This window comes from Amycolatopsis oliviviridis, from assembly GCF_014654365.1.
Classification (GTDB): Bacteria; Actinomycetota; Actinomycetes; order Mycobacteriales; family Pseudonocardiaceae; genus Amycolatopsis; species Amycolatopsis oliviviridis.
On record NZ_BNAY01000008.1, the window covers coordinates 211,498 to 229,298 of the forward strand.

Below are 17,801 nucleotides of genomic sequence, written 5' to 3' on the forward strand. Positions count from 1 at the left end.
GGGATACAGCTCGGCCTCAGGTGGTTGGCCGCAGAGTCGCACGTTCACCCACCTGCCTGCATCGCCATCCGGATGACGGGAAACATCCTGAGAAACCTTGACACCAGGCGGAACCGCTGTTCCACATTTCAGGACGGGCGTCCCGGACCCGGCTCCCCCGATCGAGCACCCTCCCGGTGTAACGGTCCGGGCCGAACGGGCGAATCACGCTAAGTGGTGACGCATCCTCGGACCGTCGCGATGGCGGGCGTGCTGACCGCCGGGATCGGGATGGGCGTCGTCGCGATGACGCTCAAGATCGCCGACGGCACGCACACCGCGCTCGACACCGTTCTGTCCACGACGACCGGGTTCCTCTTCCTCCTCGCCGGCGCCGTCGCGCACGTGCGCCGCGCCTCGAATCCCATCGGCCTGCTCATCGCGCTGGCCGGGCTCGCGCTGTTCGCCGAGGACCTCCAGTTCGCCAAGAACCCGGTCGCGCACACCGCCGGGCTGGCCCTGACGGCCGCGTCCAGCCCGGTGATCGCGCACCTCGTCCTCGCCTTCCCGCACGGGAAGCTTCAGTCCCGCTGGGAACGCGTGCTCGCCTTCCCCGCGTACGCCGTGGTCTTCGGGGCGGCCGTCCTCGGCCTGCTGGTCAACGACGATCCGGGGAACCTCGCCGCGGTCGCCGCCTCCCCGGAGGCCGAGGCGCTGGTCAAACGTCTGCTGGAGCTCCTCGGCGCGCTCATCGGCGGCGGGGTCGTGGTGATCCTGCTCTACCGCTGGCTCTCCGGACGCCTTCCGCAGCGGCGGCTGCTCTCCCCTGTCGTCGCGATCGCCGTCCTCGGCGCGGTGAGCACCACGGTCGGCAGCGCGCTCGGCTCCGCGAACCCGGCGTCCGATCCGCTGCTGGACGTCTACCGGATCTCGTTCTGCCTGTGGCCGCTGGCGTTCCTGATCGGGGTGCTGCGGGCACGGGTCGGCAACGCGGAGATGATCCGGCTCCTGCTGGAACGCGACGGCTCCGGGCTGGCCGCGCTCGTGCAGGACGACGAGGTGTGGAAGGACAGCCGGTCGATCGACGCGCTCAACGCCGCCGCCGGGCTGGTGCTGGACAACCAGCGGCTCGCCGCCGAACTGGAGGAACGCCTCGTCGAGGTCCAGGCCTCCCGCGCCCGCATCGTGGCCGCGGCCGACGACGAGCGGCGGCGGGTCGAACGGGATCTGCACGACGGCGCCCAGCAGCGGCTGGTCAGTGTCGTGCTGTTGCTGCGCATGGCCGAACGGAGGCTCGGGAGCGACCTCACGCCACCCGTCGCGACCCTGCTGACCAGCACCATCGACGAACTTCAGGCCACCGTCACCGAACTGCGCGAACTCGCGCGCGGGCTGCGGCCCGCGATCCTCACCGAAGCCGGGCTGATCCCGGCGGTCCGGTCGCTGCTGGACCGGGTCCCGCTCGCCGTGGCCCTCGCGGGGGCGGACGTGCCCCGGCTCAGCGGCGCCGTCGAGGCGACGGCCTACTTCGTCGTCTCGGAGGCGGTCACGAACTCCCTGAAACACGCGCGGGCGCAGGAGGTCAGCGTGCGCATCGGCGTCGAGGAGGACGGCCTGCGGGTGGACGTCCACGACGACGGCACCGGCACGGCCGACATCGACGGCGGTTCCGGGCTGCACGGCCTGCGCGACCGGGTCCGCGCGCTCGGCGGGGAACTGACCGTCGCGAGCGAACCCGGCTCGGGCACCACGGTTTCGGCCGTCATTCCCCTGGACGGTTAGCCCCGGCTGTCGATGAGCGCGGCCAGGCCGTCGAGGATCCGCTGCAGGCCGAATTCGAAACCGCTGTCGACGGGCGCGCCGTCGACCGACTTCGCCGCTTCGAGCAGCGCCGGGAACAGGTCCGGATTCGCCGTCACGTGCCCGCGCAGGCCGCGGTCGCCTTCCCAGGGCTGGGTCCCGGCGTTGTTCGTCGACTGGGTGTTGCGCAGATGCCCGCTGATCAGGAAGACCGCGTCCATCCGCTCGGCGCCGGTCAGCCCGGTGCCCGCGAGCGCGGCGACCGCGGACTCGGTCCAGCCGATCTCCCTCGGTCCGGTCGGGCGGACGCCGACCGTGGCGTCCGGCAGCCACGGATGCCGGTGCCAGGTCTCGCGCATCCCGAGCGCCCACGCTTCGAGCCGTGAGCGCCAGTCGCCGGGGACGGCCATCAGGTCCGGCGCGGGACCGATGGCCAGTTCGGTCATCACCGCGAGCAGCTCCGCCTTGTTCTTCACGTGCCGGTACAACGCCATCTTCGTGACGTCGAGCCTGCTCGCGACCAGGTGCATGGAGACGCCCGCGATGCCGTCGGCGTCGGCGATCGCGGTCGCGGCGTCGGCGATCCGTTCGATCGTGAGCACCGGGCGGGTGCGTTTCGGCTCGCGCCGGGACAGCTCCCAGAGCAGGTCGGTGCTGCCGACGCCGGGTTCCGGGCCGGCTCCCGTCGAGGTCGCCATCGTGCACTCCGCTTCGGACATTCAGGGCTTGTCATCCGGTCTCGGATGTGTCTAACGTACACCATGTGTCCGGCGGACACTTCGCTCTCCTGGGGACACAAGAGCGTCCAAGAGAAACTTCACGGGGAAGGAACAGCGCCATGCGCAAGTTCAAGCTGCAGGTCCAGACCACCGTCGACGGCTACATGGGCGGCCCGGAAGGCGAGATGGACTGGATGACCATGCCGTGGACCGACGACGTCAACGCCTACGTCGGCCCGCTCTGGGAGCCGGTCGACCTCATCGTGCTCGGCCGGAACCTGGCCGAGGGCTTCATCCCCGTCTGGCGGTCGAATCCGGAAGGGGAGACGCAGGAGACGATCGACATGATGAACAACACGCCCAAGGTGGTGATCTCGAACAGCCTCACCGAGTCGCCGTGGGAGAACGCCACCGTCGCCGGCGGCGACCTGGCGGAGATCGTGCACAAGCTCAAGGACCAGCCCGGCGGCGACATCATCACCTCGGGCGGCGCCCGGCTGGCGGCGGATCTGATCGCCAAGGGCCTGCTGGACGAGATCCACCTGTTCGTCAACCCGGTCGCGATCGGCGCCGGACTGCCGGTGTTCCCCGCGCTGGACGCTCACCAGCACTTGCGGCTGGTGTCGTCCAAGACGTTCGAATGCGGCATCACCGCGCTGCACCTGGAGCCGAAGAACTCCTGAACCACGGAGGGTGTCAGGCCAGCCCGCGGATCGCGCGCGCGGGCGGCCGCACCCCCTGGATCGACGCGATCATCTCCAGCACCTGCCGGGTGCGTTTCACCTCGTGCACCCGGAACACCTTCGCCCCCTCGGCCACCGCCCAGGCCGTCGCGGCGAGGGTCCCGTCGACCCGCTCCGCGAGTTCCACGCCGAGCGTCTCGCCGACGAAGTCCTTGTTGGACAGCGCCATCAGCACCGGCCAGCCGGTGTCGGCCAGCTCGCGCGCGTGCCGCAGCAGCGCCAGGCTGTGCCACGTGTTCTTGCCGAAGTCGTGGGTCGGATCGATCAGCACCCCCTCGCGCGGCACACCGAGCGCGACGACCGCCTCGGCGTGTGCCGCCGTCTCCGCGACGACGTCCGCGACGATGTCCGGGTAGCGCACCCGGAACGGGCGGGTGCGCGGGACCGCGTTCCCGGTGTGCGAGCAGACGTACCCGGTACCGAACTCCGCCGCGACCTCGGCCAGCTTCGGATCGGCGCCCGCCCAGGTGTCATTGATCAGATCCGCGCCCGCCTCGGCCGAACGCCTGCCCACCTCGTGGCGCCAGGTGTCGACACTGATCACCAGGTCGGGGTGCAGTTCGCGGATCCGTTCGACGAATGGGACCACCCGTCGGATCTCTTCCTCGACGTCGACGTCCGCGCCGGGGCCCGCCTTGACGCCGCCGATGTCGACGATGTCGGCGCCTTCCTCCACCGCCCTCGCGACGGCCGCCAGCGCGTCCGGATCCGAGAAGGTCGCGCCCTTGTCGTAGAAGGAATCGGGGGTGCGGTTGACGATCGCCATGACCAGGGCGCGGTCCCGGGCGACGCGGCGCCCGCGGAAGGTCAGCTCGTTCACGGACCGATCGTAGGCGAGCGGGCGGCTTCGGAGGAGAGTGCCGCCCAGCGGGAAGAGGTCGGATCTCTCTTGACTCGCCGTCGAACACCCGAGTAGACGTTGTCCCACAAGGAAATACCGCGGTTCCCGGCGCAGAAAGGGCCTCGAATGTCCTCGGATCCTCTTCGCGCGGCACGTCTTTCGCGGCGCACGGTGCTGGCGGGAACCGCGGGCGCCCTCGGCGCGCTCGCGCTGCCCGGAGCGGCCACGGCGGCGCCCGCGGATCTGTCGCGAGCCGTCGTCGACTCGACGATGAAGCGCTGGACCCCGGCCACCCTCGGCGGCTGGGGCTACACCCGCGGTCTCTACCTCTACGGCCAGTACCTGGTGTACCGGCGCACCGGCGAGCGGGCCTACCTCGACTACATCCTCGCCTGGTACGACCGGTTCGTCACCGACAGCGGGATCTCGAACGGGTTCACCAACCTGGACGCGATGCGCTCCGGGCAGATGTTCCCCTTGCTGTACACCGAAACCGGACAGGCGAAGTACAAGATCGCGGCGGAGCAGCTGCGCCGCCGGTTCCCGTCCTATCCCCGGACGTCCGACGGCGGGATGTTCCACGCCACGAGCAAGAACGGGCAGTTGTGGGCGGACGGCGTGTACATGGCGCAGCCGTTCCTCGCGCTGTACGGCAAGACCTTCGGCGATTCCGGCTACTGCTACGAAGAGGCCGCGAAGAACGTCATCGTGTACTTCGACCGTCTCAAGGAACCCACGAAGGGCCTGCTCTACCACGCCTACGACGAGGACGGGTCGGAACCGTGGGCTTCGGGCGCCGGACGGCATTCGAAGTACCACTGGGCCCGCGCGATCGGCTGGCTCGGGATGACGGCCATCGACCTCCTCGAAACCCTGCCCGCCGGGCATCCGCGACGAGGACGTCTCGTCGACATCGTCAAGTTCCTCGCGGCGGGCTACACCCGCTGGCAGGACCGGGCTTCGGGCCGCTGGTTCCAGATCGTCGACCGGGGCGGCGACAAGGACAACTGGCTGGAGACCTCGGCTTCGGCGATGTACACCTTCCTGCTCTCCAGAGGGGTGGAGCGCGGCCACATCGGCGCGGAATACGGGCCTGTGGCCGCGATGGGCTACCGCGGGGTCCTGTCCCAGGTTTCGACCGGTTCCGACGGAACGACCGACATCGCGAACATCTCCGAGGGCACCAATGTCGGTGACACCGCGTATTACTACGGACGTAAACGCAACACCAACGATTTCCACGGTCTCGGCGCGTTCCTCATCATGAATGAGCAACTCGCCTGCTGAGGTCGCCGCACCGGCCGGAGGACACCTTTCCCACGCTCGACCTGGGGAAAGTGTCCTTCGGTCGTTTTCGGGGGCAGTGCCGGGTATTGACGGGAGGCGCTAACATCGCGTGCTGCGACGCCCACTCCCAGGAGGGACGACCGGATGCGCGAGACGCCACCCCAGGCCTCTTATACCCGGCTCGAACTCGGTGACACCAGCACGATCCCGGTAGGTGTGACGGTTTCCCCGCACGTCTCCTTGGTTTCGATGCTCGTCGAGGTGGTCGGCGGGTACGACCGCGGCCTGCCCGCCACCTGGCGACGCCAGGTCGGCTCAGCGATCCCCGAGCAGGGATACCGCGCGGCGAGCGCGCTCGCCCGCCGGGGCACTTCGGTACAACCGGACTTCATCGTCCCGATCAGCCCCGGCGAGGACTCCTCCGCCGCGGCGCAGGCGGAAATGCTGCGCGAGCTGACGGAAACCGACGTCCTCAAGGGCCTGGAGGAGGTTTTCGGGGACCGGTTGCCCGCCCAGTGGCGGCAGGCCGCCGACCATCCGAGACGCTGGGTCGCCTCGCTCGCGGACGCCTTCACCGCGACCCGGCTGGCGACCGAGAACCTGTGGACCAAGGCCCGTCCCCTGCTCGACCGCGAGATCGAACGGATCGGGGTCGCCTCCGTCCGGGGCGGGACCGACGCGGTACTCGGCCTGCTGCGGCCCCATTTCCGGTTCAGCAACGGTTCCCTGCTGCTGCCCGACGCCGAACCGGCGCGGTACACCACCCGCGGCCGCAAGCTGATCCTCGTCCCGATGCTCGCGGGCTGCCGGTCGGCGGTGTCGAACTTCGACGAAGAGGACGCCATCTGGATCGGCTATCCCCTGCCGGGGCTGGACGGCCTGGTCGAGAACGGCAGGCCTGAAACGGCTCCCGGGGTCGACGGGCTCGACCTGGTGGTCGGCGCCCACCGGGCGAAACTGTTGCGGCACCTCGGGAAACCCGCCCGGATGGGGGAGATCGCGAATCTCCTGTCGTGTGCCGCGAGCACCGCGACGTACCACTGCGAGCAACTCGTCTCCGCGGGACTGATCCAGCGGCACCGCGAGGGTCAGGTCGTCCTCGTGGTCCGGACGCCCCGCGGTGACGCCCTGGTGGACCTGCTCTCGTGACCGGCGGTACAGCGTCGTGCTGAAGGGGACTTTCACCGCATGCGATGCGAGGAAAGCGCCCTTCACCGCGTGAGACGAGGTGAAGGACGCTTTCAGCCCGGCGGTGCTCCCTAGACCTTCTGGAGCCCCGGCTTCCCGGCTTCCACGACGTAGCTGCGGTCCGCGGCCAGAGTCACCTTCGAGAAGTCGTACTCGGTGGTGTCCGAGACCGTCATGAAATCCGCCCGCAGCTGGCTTTGCGACGCCGTCACCCGCACATAACCGCGTTTTCCCCGGCAGTACTTGATGTGCGGGTTGTTCGCGAGCCACGCCGACGACGGGTCGGTCGCGGTGTCGCTGTTGCTCGTGACCGAGGTCGTCACCAGTTCCGAACCGAACACCGGGTCGCTGTGGTTGAAGTAGTCGCGGCGCAGATCGGCCGCCCAGTGCCGGTGCACGTCACCGGTCAGCACGATCGGGTTCGGCACCTTGCGGTCCACGATGCCCTTCGCGATCCGGTCACGGGAGGCCTCGTAGCCCTGCCAGGAATCGGGACTCTCGCAGGTCGCCTTGTTGCCGTCCCCGTCACGGGTGGCGAAGAAGACCTGCTGGCCGAGGAAGTCCCACTTCGCCGGCTGCGTCTCCAGCGCCTTCAGCAGCCACGCTTCCTGCGCGGTGCCCAGGATGCTGCGCGACGTCGACCGCATGTCGGTGCACGACGGGCCCGCCGAACCGGAGGGGTCGGGCACCTGCGCGTTGCGGTACTGCCGGGTGTCGAGCATGTGGAACCGGGCGAGGTTGCCCCAGCCGAACTGCCGGTACAGGCGGATCGCCGCGCCGCTCGGCTTGGCGGTGGACCGGATCGGCATGTTCTCGTAGAACGCCTGGAATCCGGCGGCCTTGCGCGCGTCCGTCGCCGGGCTGGTGGTGCCGTTCCAGTTGTTCATCACCTCGTGGTCGTCGAAGACCACGATCCACGGCGCCATCGCGTGCGCGTTCTGCAGATCGGCGTCGGTCTTGTGCTGGGCGTGCCGGGCGCGGTACTGAGCCAGCGTCGTCACGTCGTCGGTGAAGGCCAGTTTGCGCGGATTCCGTTCGGCGGCGGCGCGGCCGGACTTCTTCTCGTACATGTAGTCACCGAGGAACAGCACCAGTTCCGGGTTGTCGGCGAGCATGCCCTTGTACGAGTGGTACCAGCCCTCCTCCCAGTGCTGGCAGGAGGAGAAGCAGTACTTCAGCTGGTTGACCGCCGCGCCGGCGGCGGGGGCGGTCCGGGTCCGGCCGACCGGTGAGATGTACCCCTCGGCCTTGAAACGGTAAAAGTATTCACGTCCTGGCGCGAGTCCGACCGGTTCGATGTGCACGCTGTGCCCGGAGGCGCGGGCCGCGGTCGCGTTGCCCTTCTGCACGATCGAGGAGAACGCCTGGTCGTTCGCGATCTCCCAGTCCACTGTGTACGAAGCGTCCGGCATCCCGCCGAAACCGTCGGGGTTCAGCGGGGCGGGCGCGAGCCGCGTCCACAGCACGACACTGTCCGGCAGCGGGTCACCCGAGGCGACACCGAGCTGGAACGGGTCGCGGATGGCGGGTGCCGCCACCAAGGTTCTCGCGTTCGCCCACGAAGGCACCGTCGACGACAACGCCGCCGCCGAAACCGCCGCGGCTCCACCGAGGAGGACCGCCCGCCGGTTCACCTGACCCATGAGAATTCAACCTTTCGAAGTGGGGAAAGAACGGGGAGGAATTTCACGCGGCGTAATCGGTGAGGCCGCCACTGCACGCTTCGAGCGTCGGATTCGCGGCGGCGTTGGCGACGCAGACCTTGTAATAGACCCACGATCCCTTCGCGACCGGGACGGCCTTGTCTACGTGGGTTCCGTTGCCGCCGGAAGCCCAGACGTAGAACGGGCCGGCGCCACCCTTCAACCAGTAGGCGACCACGGCGGACTTGCCGTCGGCGTCCTTGTCGTAGACCAGGAAATGAGCGTCCGACGACCGGAACTGACCCTCACCGGCGCAGACGCCGGTGGAGCATTCGGCGCTGCCGGAACCGACCCCGCAGTCGGGGGCGATCCGCTGATCGGAACCCGTGTAGACGTACCCGTCGGAGATGTAGCCGCCGAGCGCGGGGACGTAATCCCACAGCGTCGTCTTGCCCAAGGGGCCGGTGACCTCGGTCCCGATCGTCTGGCAGTCGATGGTCACCGAGGCGCCGTTGGCCACCGTGCGTACCGCGGTCGAGGTGGTGCTCGGGGCGCGGCGCACGTTCAGCGGGTCACCCGCCGTCTTCACGGTCCCGGTGGCCGCGGCCAGTGCGGGAGTGGCGCCGGCGAGGCCCAGGGCACCCGCCGTCACCAGCACGAGAAAGAAACCGGCGAGCCGCCGGACACTTGAACGCTTCATGACGTCAGCGTCGACCGGCGTCGTACACATCACGTACAAACGCCGACGGCTGTCTGCACATGCATGCGAATGGATCTAGCCACCATGGCGGGACGGCAATATTATCGGCGGATATGGGGCTCCTGCCGTATTGGCGGTTTAGGTGACTATTCTCGGGTTTCGCGTTCTCGGTCCGCTCGAAGTGGCGGTGGACGGACAGGTGGTGCCGCTCGGCGGCCCCAAACCCCGTCTGTTGCTCGCCGCTCTTCTGCTTCAACCCAATGTCGTCGTCTCGACGGAACTGCTGATCGAGGTCCTGTGGCCCTCGTCGGCTCCGCGTTCCGCGGCGGCGAACATCCGTACCTACGTCCATTCACTCCGCAAACGTCTCGCCGACCACGACCCCGGGCTGGGGGAACGGATCGGCAGCCGGGCATCCGGCTACATCCTCAAAGCCGGCCCTGAGGAGATCGACCACATCCGATTCGGCGAATTGGCCGCCCGCGCCCAGGACGCGCTCGGCCACGGGGACGCCGAATCCGCTCTCGACCTGCTGGACCAAGCCGAAGCGCTGTGGCGTGGGGAAGTCCTCGAAGGGCTCCCCCACGACCACGGCTGGGGCGCGACGGTGGCCCGGCTGACGGAATCACGGCTCGCGGTCCAGGAACAGCGGCTGCGGGCGAGGATCGAACTCGGCCGCACCGCCGAAGCCGTCGCCGAACTGCGCGGCCTGGTCACCGAGCATCCTCTGCGCGAGGAACTCTGGCAGCAGCTGATCGTCGCGTTACGGGCCGACGGCCGCACGGCCGACGCGATCGAGGCCTACGAAACGGCCGAGAAGGTGCTGGCGGAGGAACTCGGCACCGAACCGGGGCCGCGGCTGCGGGAACTGCGGGCTTCGCTGGTCATGGCGCCCTCGACGACGGCGGACGCCGTGGCCGTGACCCTCACCCGGCCGTCGGCGCCGGTCTGCCAGCTGCCGCTGGACCTGCCGGACTTCACCGGCCGCGACGAGGTGGTCGGCGAACTCGTCGACCTCTTCCGCCACCGTCGCGATCAGGGGAAACCCGCGATCGCGGTGCTTTCGGGGGCCCCGGGGATCGGCAAGTCGTCGGTCGCGGTCCGGGTGGCGCACGCGGTCCGGGAGGACTTCCCGGACGGTCAGCTGCACGTCGATCTCGCCGGGACGTCGTCCTCGCCCCGGCCCCCGATGACCGTGCTCGCCGAGTTGCTCCGCGCGTTGGGCGTCCCCGACGCGGGGCTGCCGCGTGATCTTGCCGAACGCGCGGCGCTGCTGCGGTCGCGGCTGGCGACCCAGCGGATGTGCGTCGTCCTCGACGACGCCGGCAGCGCGGCACAGGTCCGGCCCTTGCTGCCCGGCGCGGGTGCCTGCGCGGTGCTGATCACCAGCCGGGTGCGGATGCCGGATCTCGCCGGGGCCACCCCGGTCGACGTCGACCTCCTGACCGAGACCGAAGCCGCGACGCTGCTCGAAGGCATCGTCGGCCTCGACAGGGTCACCGCGGAACCGGAGTCCGCGACGGCGATCCTGCGTCACTGCGGGTATCTCCCGCTGGCGATCAGGGTCGCCGGGGCGAAACTGACCCACCGGCCGGGCTGGACGCTGCGGGTGCTGGCCGACAGACTGCGGGACGAGAGACGAAGACTCGACGAACTCCGCGTCGGCGATCTGGCCGTCCGGGCCAGTGTCACGCTCAGCTACGACCTTCTGCCGATGTCGGCGGCGAGCGCGTTCCGCGGCCTCGGCGGGCTCGGTTCGGTCCAGTTCCCCGCCTGGGTGGTCGCGGCCCTGCTCGGCCGCGAGCACGCGGACGACGTCCTCGACGTGCTGGTGGACGCCCATCTGGTCGAGCTCATCGGCTCGGACGGCACCGGTGAGCCCCGTTATCGCCTGCACGACCTGTTGCGGTGCTACGCCGCCGAATTGCGCGCGCACGACATCCCGGCGAAGGCGCACGCCGCCACGAAACGGGTGCTGGAGGGCTATCTCGCGCTCGCGCTCGAAGCCGCGGACCGGATGCCGATCCATTTCTTCGGGCTCTACCGCGACGACAGTGCCGGCCTGCCCGTCCTCCCGCCGGGGGCCGGGCAGCTGGTCGAGGATCCGGCCGCGTGGTTCGCCGCCGAGCGGCACACCTGCGTCGCCGCCGTCTCGCTGGCCGCCGACCTCGGGTTCGACGGGCTGGCGTGGCGTCTCGCCGCCGCGCTGGCGCCGTATTTCGACCAGCGCGGTCACCAGGACGACTGGCTGCACACGCACGCCGTCGCGCTGGCCGCCGCCCGCCGCTCCGGCGAGCTCCGCGGGGAGGCGATCATCCAGCGCAACCTCGGCCAGGTCCAGCTGTACCAAGACAGTTACGCCGAGGCCCTGGTCGCGTTCGAGCAGTCGCAACTGCTGTTCGACAAGGTCGGCGAGGCGCGGGGTGCGGCGATCGCGCTCGCCGGGCTCGGCACCGTGCTGCGGATCAAGGGCGAAGACACCGTCGCGCTGGAGCATTGTCACGCGGCGCTCGACCAGTTCTCGGCGGCCGGGGATCCGCACGGCGAGGCCGTCTCGCGCATCGCGATCGGCGCGGTGTGGCTGGCACGGCGCCGGTTTTCCGAGGCGGAACGCTGGTTCACCGAAGCGCTCGAACAGTCCGCGCGCATCGGAGACCGGCATCGGGAGGCGCACGCGTTGAAGCGGCTCGCGATGCTGCGGCAGCACCAGGGCAACCTCGCGGGCGCGCGGGAACGGGTCGACCGCGCCATCGCGATCTTCAACGAGCTCGGCGACGATCACTGCGTCGGCTACGCGAACCAGAACCTCGGCGAGTTGTATCTGCACAGCGGCGATCTCGCCCACGCCCAGCTGCTGCTGGTCAATTCGCTGAGCGTGCACCGGCGCAACGGGGACCGTCGCTCCGAGGCGGAGGTCTCGCAGCTGCTCGGGGAACTGCACGAGGCGCTGAGCCAGCCCGAGCGGTCGCGGACTTACTCGGAACGCGCGCTGGCGTTGTGGCGGGAGCTTTCCGCGCGGCCACAGGAATCCGCGCTCGCCTCGCGTCTGCAGGAGGCCGCCGAGGCGTCATACGACGACTCCGCGAGCGCCTGACCCCTTCACCAGTCGGCACCTGGTAGCGGTTCACCTACCGCGACCAGGTGCCGACTTGCTTTTGTATCGATCGTGTACAGGTCCCGGCGAAGCTCCCTTCGTAGCAACCGAGAGTGCTCGAAGGGAGACCGGAATGGTCCGGACCGTGAAGGCCCGCCGGGTGATGGCGGCCGTGCTGGCCATGGGGGCGGTCACCGCGCTGGCCGCCAGCCCCGCGAACGCGGCGCCCGAAGGAAGCTGGCGCGCCGATCTGTCCACTGTGGATGGCGACGACGTCAACGTCCGCAGTGACGGCGGCGTGCTCAGCCTGGAAAACGCCGCCTGGCACAGAAAACCCGACTCCATCGGCAGCCAGGGGTACCTGCTGCTGGCCGAGCAGAAGCTCGGGAAGCCGGTCAACCGCGTCACCGCCCAGGTGACCGCCGACGCGCCGAAGGGCACCGAGGTCGAGGTCGACGTCCGCGGCAAGCTCAACTCCAACGACTGGACGGAGTGGACACCCACTGACGGTGGCGCGGCCCAGCTGTCCACTTCGGTCTCCACCGTCCAGGTCCGCATCGGACTGCGCACCCTGGCCGACGGCGTGACCGCGAAGGTCAGCGACGTCACCCTCCAGGGTGAGCTCGGCCCGCAGGCCAACGCGATCGGCGCGGCCGCCGCCCCGCTGACGTACAAGGTCTTCGGCACCCGTGAGGGTCTCGTCGGCGGCACCACCGCCAACGGGCACGTGATCAAGTCCCGCGACCACTTCGTCGCCCTGCCCTCGGGCCGCGGTCTCGCGCCGAAGAACACCGGCAACTACACCGTGCGGATCTGCCGCACCGACAACAGCCGCTGCGAATACGCGCCGGTGTGGGACGTCGGCCCGTGGAACACCAAGGACGACTACTGGAACCCGTCGGCCACCCGCCAGATGTGGAAGAACCTGCCGCAGGGCAAGCCCGAGGCGCAGGCCGCGTACCAGGACGGCTACAACGGCGGCAAGGACGAGTTCGGCCGCAAGGTGGCCAACCCGGCGGGGATCGACCTCGCGGACGGCACCTTCTGGGACGGTCTGAAGATGACCGACAACGGCTGGGTCAACGTCTCGTACCTGTGGACCGGCTCCGGCCCGACCGGCGTGGTCAGCACCGCGGGCGACCCGATGAACGTCCGGGCGTCGGCGAGCACCAGCGCGGCGATCAAGGGCCTCGCGGCGAACTACGCGAAGGTCAACATCGAATGCTACGTCGAGGGTGACACCGTCACCGGCAAGTTCGGCACCAGCAACATCTGGGACCGGATCGGCCCGGGACATTACATCTCCGACACCTACCTGCAGACCGGCTCGGATCTGCCGGTGGCACCCAAGTGCTGACGCACTCCTGATCGCGAAGGCCCGGCGTACCCCATAACGCCGGGCCTTCGCCCTTTTCTGATGTCCCACTGAACGGCGCTTTATTCACAACCATGAATGGTCTTCACAAGCGCGTAATCGTCGTGCGAAACTCCCGTGACGCATTTCCCACTGACGAATGGCGGGCATTGTGAGCGTTTCCCGGCGAACCCTGCTGACCACCGCCGCCAGTGCCGCCGTCGCGGCGACGGCGATCACCCCGGCCGCCAGTGCGGCGACGAAAGAAGCCGACGGGCTAAGGACTTTCCGCCGGACGGCCGACTACGCGGTGACCAAACTGCGCGCCGTCGCACCCGGTGTGACGTCCTTTCCGGAGATCACCAGGTTCGAGAAATGGACCTATTCCGCGAAGGGCGGCTGGATCGGCGGTTTCTGGCCCGGCACGCTCTGGCTCGCCTCGATCTACAGCGGCGATCCGCAATTCCGGACCCTCGCGGCGGCGTCCGCGGAAAAGCTCGCGCCCCGTCAGCACGAGACGAGCGATCACGACCTCGGATTCCTGTTCTACCCATCCTGGGTGACCGGCTGGCGGCTCACCGGCGACGAGAAATGGCGCACCGGCGCGCTCAACGCCGCCGCGTCGCTCATCCAGCGGTACAACGAAAAAGGGAAGTTCATTCGGGCGTGGGGCGCGCTCGACACCCCGGGCAACGCGGGCCGGGTCATCGTCGACACGATGATGAACCTGGACCTGCTGACCTTCGCGAGCAAGCAGACCGGCGACCGGAAGTACCTCGACATCGCCGTCACGCACGCCAAGACCACCGAACGGGTCTTCGTGCGGCCGGACGGTTCGACCCCGCACGTGTTCGACTTCAACCCGGACACCGGCGCCGAGATCGGCCCGAACTCCGTGCAGGGCTACAGCCCGACGTCATGCTGGTCGCGCGGTCAGGCCTGGGCGATCTACGGTTTCACGACGATGTACCGGCGCTCCGGCGACCCGCTGTTCCTGCGGACCGCGCAGCGCCTGGCCGACTTCGCGCTCCGCGCGCTGACGCCGGACAACGTCCCGGTGTGGGACTACCTCGCACCGCAGGCCCCGCACGACATCAAGGACTCCTCCGCCGGCGCCGTGATGGCGTGCGGCCTGCTCGACCTGGCGAAGGTCGCGAACCGGCCGCGGTACCGCGAGGCGGCGATCCGGATCCTCACCGCGTTGTGCGAAACCTGCCTGACCACGAAGTCCACCCGCGCCGAGGCGATCGTGGCGCGGGGCACGCGCAACCGTCCCGCCGAGGACGGTGTCGAGGTTTCGTTGCCCTACGGCGATTACTACCTGCTCGAAGGCATCCTGCGAGTACTGATGCCGAAGGAGATCGACAAGGCGATCGACCTCTCGGCCGTCTGACTCCAGTGGGTCGTGAGTGGTAAGTGTCGTTCTAACGGCACTTACCACTCACGACCACCCCGACCCAAGTCCCTCCGTGCCCCTCAATGCGCGTGGTGCCCTTCGTGCCCACCGTGGTGCGCATGGACCTTCGCGTGGCCCAGTCCGCGCCCGATCATCCACTTGTTCACCGGCACCGTCAGCACGAACGCGACGGCCAGCGAGAACACCAGCGCACCCCAGAAGAGGAAGCTCCCCAGCCCGGCGTCCATGGCGCCCGGCACCACCACCATGACCCCGTTGTCGACGATCTCCATGACCGCGATCGACACGGTGTCGGCGGCCAGCGCCACCTTGAGCGCGGCGCCGAACGCGAGGCCCGACTTCAGCACGCCGCGCATGGTCAGCGCGTAGCCGAAGACGAAGGCGAGCGCGACCGAAAGCGCGATCGTGCCCGCGTTGTGCAGGCCGAGCGCCGTACCGATCACCATGCCGAGGACCTCACCGATCGCACAGCCGGTGAGGCAGTGCAGGGTCGCCGACGCCGCCATCGACCAGCTTGCTCCATGCCGTGTCTCGTTCATGCGGGGAAATATACCCCCCACCCGTATCTACGGCGCGGTGATCCGCGTCTCTTGATCGCTCACCGTCACCCCCGTAGGCCGACTTGGTAATCAGCCCAGGTCGATGAACTCACTTCCGTAACCCTTTGCGCTCATCCGGTTGACCGGCGTAACCGAAGACCTTAGTTTCGCCGGAGGTCTCCACCGCGCGCAGACCGATCGGCTGGTTTTCAGGTAGTTCCGTGACTTTGGGGTGGAGATGCGAGGGCCGACGAAGAAGCTCGTCGTGGCCACTGTGCTCGCTTTGGGCATGGTGTTCGGGCTGACCGGCTGCGGCGGTGAGGAACCCGCCGGGACGGCGGTGAAGCCGATCCGGATCGCGTTCGTGCCGAAGGTCGCGGGCATCCCGTACTTCGAGGCGATGAACGTCGGCGGGCAGGCCGCGGCCAAGCAGCTCGGTGTCGAATGGACCTCGACCGGCCCGGCCACCGTGGACCCCGCGGCGCAGGTTTCGATCGTGCGCGGCCTCGTCGACCAGCGGGTCGACGTCATCGCGATCGCCCCGAACGATCCCCGGGCGATCGCGCCGGCGATCACCGACGCGCGGGCCAAGGGCGTCCACGTGATCACCTCCGACACCGACGCGCCCGGCACCGATCGCGAGCTTTTCGTCAACCAGGCGACGCCGGAAGGCATCGGCAAGGCGCTCACCGACGCCTTGATGAAGAAGATGGGCGGCGCCGGCAAGTACGCGATCGTCTCGTGCGGCGAGACCGCCGAGAACCTCAACGCGTGGATCGCCGTCCAGCGGGCGTATACCACTACAGGGTATCCCCGGGCGCAGCTCGTCGAGACGGTCTACGCCGGTGAAGACAAGGACAAGGCCGCCTCACTGGCCAAGGACCTGATGACGAAGTACCCGGATCTCACCGGCCTGGTCGGCGAGTGCACGACATCCGCGCCCGGGGTCGCCGAGGCGGTCCGCTCCCAGCAGAAGATCGGCCGCGTCTTCACCGTCGGCATCGGGACGCCACAGGTGATGAAGCCTTATCTGCTGGACGGTTCCGCGTCGCTTTCCGTGCTGTGGAACGTCGAATCGCTCGGCTACCTCACCGCCTGGGCGGGCAAGCAGGTCGCCGAGAACAAACCGCTCGGCCCGACGAACAAGGTCAACCTCGAACTCCCGGCGATCAAGTACGAAGCAGACAAGAAGACCGTGCTGCTGGGCGACCCGCTGCTGATCACCCGCGAGAACGTCGACCAGTTCAAGTACTGACTCACCGGGCCCGCCGGACGGCACCCGCCGCCGCTCCCCCGCCGAGGATCAGCACCAGCGCGGTCAACCCCCACCGCCGCTTCTCCTTCGTACGGGCGTGCGAATCGGTCTGCGCCGCCGGCTTCCGTTCCTTGGGGGCGGCCGCGCGGGACGGCTTCGGCACGGGAGCGAGCGGCGGAACGACCTCGGACGTCGGCGACTGCGAACGCGGGGTCGGCGACGGACTCGGCGACGGCGAACTCGGCGTCGGGCTCGGTGAAGGCCGAGGCGACGACGTCGGCGTGAGACTCGGCGACGACGTCGGACCGGGTGACGGGCTCGGCGTGGGGGCCGGGGTGGGCGTGGGCGTCGGGTTGGGCGTCGGCGTAGGTGTCGGCTTGGGCGGCTCCGGTTTCGGCGGTTCCGGAACCTCGGGCGCGGTGAGACAGCCCGCGGCGTCCGAACCCGCCAGCGGCGGACCCGAGCGCACCTCGGTCACCTGCCCGCCCCAGTCCAGCCGGTACAGCACGCTGCGCCCGCCGATCCGGTTCGCCAAGGCGTACAAGGCACCGTCGCGCGCGAGCACGACGGAGCCGTAGATGTCGGCGGGCGGGAACCGGGCGTCCTCGGCCTCGATGACCTTGCCGGACGCGGGATCGATGGTGATCACGGCGCCTTTTCCGCGCCAGGTGGTGGAAACGCCGTAGAGCAGTCCGTTGTGGTAGGCGAAATCGTTGACGTCGTGGGCGAGGGTGATCGGCCGCAGGAACACCGTCTTGATCACCCGCAGGTACCGCTCTCCCGGCGTCAAGTCCACTGTGTACAGTGTGCCGTTCCTCAGCAGGTACCAGGAGTTCCCGCCGATCGCGCCGGCGGTCACCCCCGCGACGGGGCTCCACGCCGGCAGCCGGTTCCCGGCGCGGGTGATCGGGCCGAGGTCCTGGGTGCGCCCGTCGCGGTCGATCGTCACCGCGTGCGCGCCGCGGCTGAGTCCTTCGGCGACACCGAAGACGAGATCACGGGTCGCGGAGTAACCGAGCGCGTTGAGCCGGTACCCCGGCTCGGTCACCCGCGAGGTGGTCCCCGACCCGACGTCGAGCCACCGCAGCTTCGTCTTCCCGTACGAACCGGTCTCCGCCTGCACCACCAGGCAGGACTCGGCGGCCCGTGCGGCCATCGGGGCCAGCAACGCCGACGCGCCGACCAATCCGGCGACGGCCGCCGTCGCCGCCGCCCGCGTCACCCCGTCCACAGTGCCCACCG

14 protein-coding genes are annotated in these 17,801 nt (G+C 69.2%); 8 read left to right on the forward strand and 6 right to left on the reverse strand.

What is annotated here, in order from left to right; translation table 11 throughout:
- Positions 1-240 precede the first annotated feature (240 nt).
- Entirely contained in the window at positions 241-1,761 is a 1,521-nt protein-coding gene (locus IE302_RS31020; protein ID WP_191258209.1) for a sensor histidine kinase, read from the forward strand.
- Here IE302_RS31020 and IE302_RS31025 read toward each other — a convergent pair.
- Positions 1,758-2,477: a TetR/AcrR family transcriptional regulator gene (locus IE302_RS31025; RefSeq protein WP_229908035.1), complete on the reverse strand. Its 720-nt coding sequence runs from the start codon at positions 2,475-2,477 to the stop codon at positions 1,758-1,760. The genes IE302_RS31020 and IE302_RS31025 overlap by 4 nt on opposite strands.
- Positions 2,478-2,617: 140 nt before the next feature.
- Between IE302_RS31025 and IE302_RS31030 the strand changes: the two genes are divergently transcribed.
- Entirely contained in the window at positions 2,618-3,181 is a 564-nt protein-coding gene (locus tag IE302_RS31030; protein ID WP_191257986.1) for a dihydrofolate reductase family protein, read from the forward strand.
- Between the two features lie 13 nt (positions 3,182-3,194).
- On the opposite strand, the gene folP is transcribed toward IE302_RS31030, so the two are convergent.
- Positions 3,195-4,061, reverse strand: a complete 867-nt coding sequence (gene folP, locus IE302_RS31035) for a dihydropteroate synthase (RefSeq protein WP_191257987.1) — start codon at positions 4,059-4,061, stop codon at positions 3,195-3,197.
- 147 nt (positions 4,062-4,208) lie between these two features.
- Here folP and IE302_RS31040 point away from each other — a divergent pair, with 147 nt between their 5' ends.
- Both IE302_RS31040 and IE302_RS31045 read left to right on the forward strand, forming a co-directional pair.
- Positions 4,209-5,369 (forward strand): glycoside hydrolase family 88/105 protein, encoded by a 1,161-nt coding sequence (locus tag IE302_RS31040; RefSeq protein WP_191257988.1) that lies wholly within the window; start codon positions 4,209-4,211, stop codon positions 5,367-5,369.
- Between the two features lie 144 nt (positions 5,370-5,513).
- Positions 5,514-6,518, forward strand: a complete 1,005-nt coding sequence (locus IE302_RS31045) for a winged helix-turn-helix domain-containing protein (protein WP_191257989.1) — start codon at positions 5,514-5,516, stop codon at positions 6,516-6,518.
- A gap of 110 nt (positions 6,519-6,628) precedes the next feature.
- Here IE302_RS31045 and IE302_RS31050 read toward each other — a convergent pair whose 3' ends face one another.
- Positions 6,629-8,200 carry an alkaline phosphatase D family protein gene (locus IE302_RS31050; protein ID WP_191257990.1) on the reverse strand — a complete coding sequence of 524 codons (1,572 nt, stop codon included), beginning with the start codon at positions 8,198-8,200 and terminating at the stop codon, positions 6,629-6,631.
- Between the two features lie 43 nt (positions 8,201-8,243).
- Entirely contained in the window at positions 8,244-8,900 is a 657-nt protein-coding gene (locus IE302_RS31055) for a hypothetical protein (protein WP_191257991.1), read from the reverse strand.
- Positions 8,901-9,042: 142 nt separating this feature from the next.
- On the opposite strand from IE302_RS31055, the gene IE302_RS31060 reads away from it, so the two are divergent.
- The 3 genes from IE302_RS31060 (at position 9,043) to IE302_RS31070 (ending at position 14,741) form a co-directional block, all read left to right on the forward strand.
- A complete protein-coding gene (locus IE302_RS31060) occupies positions 9,043-11,994 on the forward strand; it encodes an AfsR/SARP family transcriptional regulator (RefSeq protein ID WP_308436923.1) in 2,952 nt (983 codons plus the stop codon).
- A gap of 133 nt (positions 11,995-12,127) precedes the next feature.
- Positions 12,128-13,351 carry a DUF8814 domain-containing protein gene (locus tag IE302_RS31065; RefSeq protein ID WP_191257993.1) on the forward strand — a complete coding sequence of 408 codons (1,224 nt, stop codon included), beginning with the start codon at positions 12,128-12,130 and terminating at the stop codon, positions 13,349-13,351.
- Positions 13,352-13,520: 169 nt separating this feature from the next.
- Positions 13,521-14,741, forward strand: coding sequence for a glycoside hydrolase family 88 protein (locus IE302_RS31070; RefSeq protein ID WP_191258210.1), 1,221 nt, complete (start codon positions 13,521-13,523; stop codon positions 14,739-14,741).
- A gap of 83 nt (positions 14,742-14,824) precedes the next feature.
- Here IE302_RS31070 and IE302_RS31075 read toward each other — a convergent pair whose 3' ends face one another.
- Positions 14,825-15,271 (reverse strand): DUF4396 domain-containing protein, encoded by a 447-nt coding sequence (locus IE302_RS31075; RefSeq protein ID WP_373308049.1) that lies wholly within the window; start codon positions 15,269-15,271, stop codon positions 14,825-14,827.
- 271 nt (positions 15,272-15,542) lie between these two features.
- Between IE302_RS31075 and IE302_RS31080 the strand changes: the two genes are divergently transcribed.
- Positions 15,543-16,559, forward strand: a complete 1,017-nt coding sequence (locus tag IE302_RS31080; RefSeq protein WP_191257995.1) for an autoinducer 2 ABC transporter substrate-binding protein — start codon at positions 15,543-15,545, stop codon at positions 16,557-16,559.
- A gap of 1 nt (position 16,560) precedes the next feature.
- Here IE302_RS31080 and IE302_RS31085 read toward each other — a convergent pair whose 3' ends face one another.
- Positions 16,561-17,799 (reverse strand): DUF6923 family protein, encoded by a 1,239-nt coding sequence (locus tag IE302_RS31085; RefSeq protein ID WP_191257996.1) that lies wholly within the window; start codon positions 17,797-17,799, stop codon positions 16,561-16,563.
- Positions 17,800-17,801 lie beyond the last annotated feature (2 nt).